The organism is Streptomyces sp. NPDC003635 (assembly GCF_053587635.1).
Genome location: NZ_JBSFOK010000108.1, coordinates 1 through 5,621, shown reverse-complemented (window position 1 = coordinate 5,621; position 5,621 = coordinate 1). Strand labels below are relative to the sequence as shown.

General features: G+C 72.6%; 1 protein-coding gene and 1 pseudogene. Both read right to left on the bottom strand.

From position 1 onward, the window contains the following. Nucleotides 1-5,173 (bottom strand): annotated as a pseudogene (locus ACWDRW_RS40115) (beta-ketoacyl synthase N-terminal-like domain-containing protein); the annotation flags it as partial. A 40-nt stretch (nucleotides 5,174-5,213) separates the two neighbouring features. After that, nucleotides 5,214-5,621: phosphopantetheine-binding protein (locus ACWDRW_RS40110; RefSeq protein WP_451733484.1), on the bottom strand; the 408-nt coding region annotated here is incomplete at its 5' end.

Genomic DNA, 5,621 nt, shown 5'->3' with positions numbered 1-5,621 from the left:
GGCTCATGAACCGGAACGCCTCCCCGGCCCTGCGCACATCCCACGCCCGCACCGGAAGCGGCTCGAGGACACCCGACGCGAACAGGCCCATCAGCTCGCCGAGGATCTGCTGGATGCGGTCGGCCCCCGCCCCGCTCAACTCGAACGCGGTGTAGTGGACATCGCCGACCTGCTCCGCTGCCCGGATGTCGGTCTTGCCCATTTCCAGGAAGCGGCCTCCGGTGGTCAGCAGATCCAGTGAGGCGTCGACGTACTCGCCGGCCAGCGAGTTGAGCACCACGGTCACACCCGCGTCGGCGAAGGCCTCCCGGAAGCCCAAGTCGCGCGAGGAAGCGATCTGTTCGTCGGTCAGTCCAAGACCTCGCAGCACATCCCACTTGCCGGGACTGGCCGTGGCGAGAACCGTGGCGCCGAAGTGCTTCGCGAGCTGGATCGCCGCCATGCCGACACCACCGGCACCCGCGTGCACCAGCACGGTGTCGCCCTGCTCGACCGACCCGAGATCGACCAAGCCGTAGTACGCGGTCAGGAACACGACCGGCACCGAGGCCGCCTGCTCGAACGACCAGCCCTCCGGGATCGGAACCACGAGCCGGGCGTCCGTCACCACCCGAGGGCCGAAGCCCTCCGTCATCAGACCCGTCACGCGGTCGCCAGGCGCGATGCCGGTGACGTCCGCGCCGACCTCCAGGACCACCCCGGCCGCCTCGCTGCCGAGGATCGGGCGGCCCGGGTACAGGCCCAGGGTCAGCAGCACATCACGGAAGTTGACGCCGGCGGCGCGGACGGCGACCCGGATCTCGCCGGGGGCGAGGGGGGCGTCCGCCTCGGGGGCGGGTACGAGGGTGAGTCCGTCCGGGGTGCCGTCGCCCGAGGTGTCCAGCCGCCAGGCATCGGCGTCGACGGGCGGCACCAGGGAGCCCTCGGCGCCGGGCCGCACCAGCCGGGGCACGAGGGTCTGTCCGCCGCGCACCGCGACCTGACCCTCACCGGAGTCCAGCGCCGCCGTGACCGCCGCCGGAAGCAACCCGGCGTCCGTGCCCCCCGGTTGCTCCGCCGGGTCCAGGTCGACGAGGAGGAACCGGCCCGGGTGCTCCGACTGCGCCGAGCGGATCAGGCCCCACACCGGAGCGGTGGCGAGGTCGGTCAGCGTGTCGTCGCCGCCCGCCGGGACGGCTCCCCGAGTGACGAAGACCAGCTGGGAACCGGCCAGCGCCTCGTCCGCCAGCCACTCCTGAACGGTGGCGAGGACGCGGGCCGTCGTCTCCTCTGCGGCACCCGGCACCTCGGCCGTGACCGCGATCAACGTGACCTGCGGGGCGGGCACACCCCACTCCAGAACGCCCCGGACCCCGGCCACGTCGAGGTAGGCGTCGACGGCGAGACCCGCGCCCTGCACCGCCGCGCCCACACCGTACGCGTCGTCCCCCACCACGGCCCAGGTGGCGTGGCGCACGGCCTCGGGGTCGCAGGGTACGGGGGTCCAGTGGACCCGGAACATGTCATGGGTACGCGGTGCGCGGGCCGCCGCCAGCTGGGCAGCCGTCACCGAGCGCACGAGCAGCGAGTCGACCCGGGCGACCGGCGCTCCGGTGCTGTCGGCGACGTCGATTCGGACCGCGTCGGCGCTCTCGGCGCGGAGCCGGACCCGCAGCCGGTCGGCGCCGGTGGCGAAAAGGGTCACTCCGGTCCAGGCGAAGGGCAGGCGCAGGACCCGCGCCTCCTCCGGCGCGGCGGATTGGGCCGAAGCACAGCCATGGGCGTGCAGGGCGGCGTCCAGCAGTGCCGGGTGCAGCCCGAACCGGGCCGCGTCACCCTTCTGCTTCTCGGGGAGCACGACCTCGGCGAAGATGTCGGCACCGCGCCGCCAGACCGCGCGCAGGCCCTGGAAGGCGGGCCCGTAGCCGTAGCCCGCATCGGCTGCGGCGCCGTAGAAGCCGGAGACGTCGACGGCCTCGGCATCGGCCGGGGGCCACGCCTCGGTGAACTGCGGTGGCGTGGGCGGCTGTTCGGGCAGGAGCGTGCCTTCCGCATGCAAGGTCCACTCCTCAGCGGAAGCGGATCCGTCAGGCGCCTCGGGCCGGGAGTGGATGGAGAGGGCACGGTGCCCGGAGCCGTCGGGGAGATCCACGAAGACCTGCACCTGTACGCCGCCCTGCTCGGGGAGGATCAGCGGTGCCTGGACGGAGAGCTCGGCGAGGTGTCCGCAGCCGACCTCGTCTCCGGCGCGGACGGCGAGTTCGACGAAGGCGGTGCCGGGGAGGAGGACTGTGCCGGCCACGCTGTGGTCGGCGAGCCAGGGGTGGGTGCGGGTGGAGAGCCTGCCAGTCAGCATGACCCCGCCGTCGGCGGCGAGGCTCGCGGCGGCGCCGAGCAGGGGGTGGTCGGCCGCGGTGAGACCGGCGCCGCTGACATCGGCGGTGGCGGTGCCCGACTCCAGCCAGTAGCGGCGGTGTTGGAAGGCGTACGTCGGCAGGTCCACGTGGGTGACGGATCGTCCTGCGTATACGGCGGACCAGTCGATGTCGGTGCCGTGGACCCAGAGTTCGGCCGCGCTCGCGATGAAGCGGGCGCTCTCGTCCTCGTCCCTTCGCAGGGTACCCACGACGGTGACAGGCTTCTCCTCGGCCTCCGCGATGGCCTGCACCGCCATGGTCAGCACCGGGTGGGCGCTGACCTCGATCAGGCAGGCATGTCCGTCGTCGAGCGCGGTCGTGATCGCCTCGGTGAAGCGGACGGGCCGGCGCAGACCCTCGTACCAGTACGAGGCGTCCATCGTCGCCGTGTCCAACACCCCGCCGGTCACCGTGGAGATGATCGGGGTCCGGGAGATCCGCGGCTTCACCGGAGCCAGGGCGTCGAGCAGCTTGGCCTTGATGTCCTCGACCTGTGAGGAGTGCGACGCGTAGTCCACCGGAACCCGACGGGCTCGCACACCGGCGGTCTCCGCCACCTGGGCGATCTCGTCCAGTGCCTCCGGATCACCGGCGACGACCGTGGCCTCCGGACCGTTGTAGACGGCCACCGCGACGCGATCACCGTACGGCTCAACCCACGCCGACGCCTCTTCCGGACCGGTCGCAAGCGACAACATCCCGCCCCGGCCCGCGAGTTCATCGCGGATGGCCGCCGAACGCAGCGCGACCACACGGGCGGCGTCCTCCAGAGTCAGGGCACCAACCACCGCCGCAGCCGCGATCTCCCCCTGCGAATGACCGATCACAGCGGCCGGTTCGATGCCCAGGGATTCCCATACCGCGGCCAGCGACACCATCACCGCCCACAACACCGGCTGGACGACGTCCACCCGCCGCATCCAGGCGTCGTCCTCGCCCCGCAGCACCTCCGTCAACGACCACTCCACAAAAGACCCGAGCGCCGCCTCACACTCCGAGACACGCGCCGCGAACACCGGCGAGGACTCAAGGAGCCCCCGCCCCATCCCCAACCACTGCGACCCCTGACCAGGAAAGACGAACACCACACTCGCCCCCGCACCCCCCGCCGCGCCCGTCACGACGTTCGGTGCGACGCCACCGGATGCCACCGCTCGTACGCCGGTGAGCAGCTCGTCCGCTCCCGAACCCCACACCACCGCACGGTGGTTCAGCGCGGCGCGAGTGGAGAGGAGGCTCCATCCGGTGTCCACGGGGTCGGCGGCGGTCACCGTGTCCGCGAGGCGTGCCGCCTGGGCGGACAGCGCGGCAGCCGTACGGGCGGAGATCAGCCAGGGGACGACCGGGGAGCCGGAGAGCGGGCCGTCGGCCTGGGCCGGCTCGGGGGCCGGCGGTTCCGGCGCCTGCTCCAGGACCACATGGGCGTTCGTCCCGGAGATCCCGAACGAGGAGACGGCGGCCCGGCGCGGCTGGTCGTCGAGTGTCGTCCACTCGCGGGTTTCGGTGAGGAGCGCGACCTGACCCGCCGTCCAATCCACGTGCGGGGTGGGCTCGTCGACGTGCAGGGTGCGCGGCAGGACACCCGCCCGCAGGGCCATCACCATCTTGATGACACCGGCGACACCCGCCGCGGCCTGGGTGTGGCCGATGTTCGACTTCACCGACCCCAACCAGAGCGGGTTCTCCGCGTCCCGTCCCTGCCCGTAGGTGGCCAGCAGCGCCTGCGCCTCGATCGGGTCACCCAGCGTCGTCCCCGTGCCGTGCGCCTCGACCACGTCCACCTCGGCGGTCGAGAGTCCGGCGGCGGCCAGCGCCTGGCGGATGACGCGCTGCTGGGACGGGCCGTTGGGGGCGGTGAGGCCGTTGGAGGCGCCGTCCTGGTTGACGGCGGAGCCGCGGACCACGGCGAGGACGGGGTGGCCGTTGCGGACGGCGTCGGTGAGCCGTTCGACCACGAGGAGGCCGACGCCCTCCGCCGGTCCGAAGCCGTCGGCGGCGCCAGCGAACGCCTTGCAGCGGCCGTCCGCCGCCAGTCCGCGCTGGCGGCCGAACTCCACGAAGGTCGCGGGCGTCGGCATGACGGTGACGCCGCCCGCGAGCGCCAGGGTGCACTCGCCCTTGCCGAGCGCCTGTATCGCCAGATGCAGTGCGACGAGCGACGACGAGCACGCCGTGTCGACGGAGACGGCGGGGCCCTCCAGGCCGAGGGTGTAGGCGACGCGGCCGGAGGCCACGCTGACGGCGTTCCCGGTGCTGATGTAGCCCTCCAGGCCGTCCGGGACGCTGTTCAGCCGCGTCACGTACTCGGAGGACGGGGCGCCGACGAACACGCCCGTGGGGGTGGAGCGCAGCGTGTGCGGGTCGATGCCCGCGCGCTCGACGGCCTCCCAGGACGCTTCGAGCAACAGCCGCTGTTGCGGGTCCATCGCCAGCGCCTCTCGCGGCGAGATCCCGAACAGCTCGGCGTCGAAGTCCCCGACGGAGTCGAGGAAGCCGCCGGCTGTCACGTAGGTCTTGCCTTCGGCCTCCGGGTCAGGGTCGTAGAGGCCGTCCAGGTCCCAGTCGCGGTCCTCGGGGAACGGACCGATGGCGTCCTCCCCGGACAGCACCAGTCGCCACAGGTCCTCCGGCGAGGCGACGCCGCCGGGGTAGCGGCAGGCCATGCCGACGATCGCGATGGGGGGCTGCTCCTCCAACTGCTTGATGCGACGGCGGGCCTGTCGGAGGTCGGCAGTCGCCCGCTTGAGGTAGTCGCGGAGTTTCTGCTCGTTGTTCATCGAGAGGCTCCCGTCGGCCCGTCGAGGCGGATGAGTCGGTTCACGCCGTCCCCAACTCGCTGTCGAGGAGGTCGAAGAGTTCGTCGTCGGTGGCGTCGTCCAGGTCGTCGTCCTCGGCCGCGTCGACCGTGGGCGGCGCGCCCTCCAGGGCCGTGAGCAATGCCCGGAGCCGGTCGGTGACCCGGTGGCTCACGACCTCGTCGGACGTGGCCGCTCCGATGACCCGCTCCAGCCGCTCCAGCTCCGTGGCGAGGGCCGGGGCCGTGTCGGCCGCCTCCGCGACGAGGATCTGGGAGCGGACGTGGTGGGTGAGGGCGACGGGGGTGGGGTGGTCGAAGACGAGGGTGGCGGGAAGTCGTAGGCCGGTCGCCGTGTTCAGGCGGTTGCGCAGTTCGACCGCTGTCAGGGAGTCGAAGCCCAGGTCCTTGAACGGCCGCCCGGCCTCGAC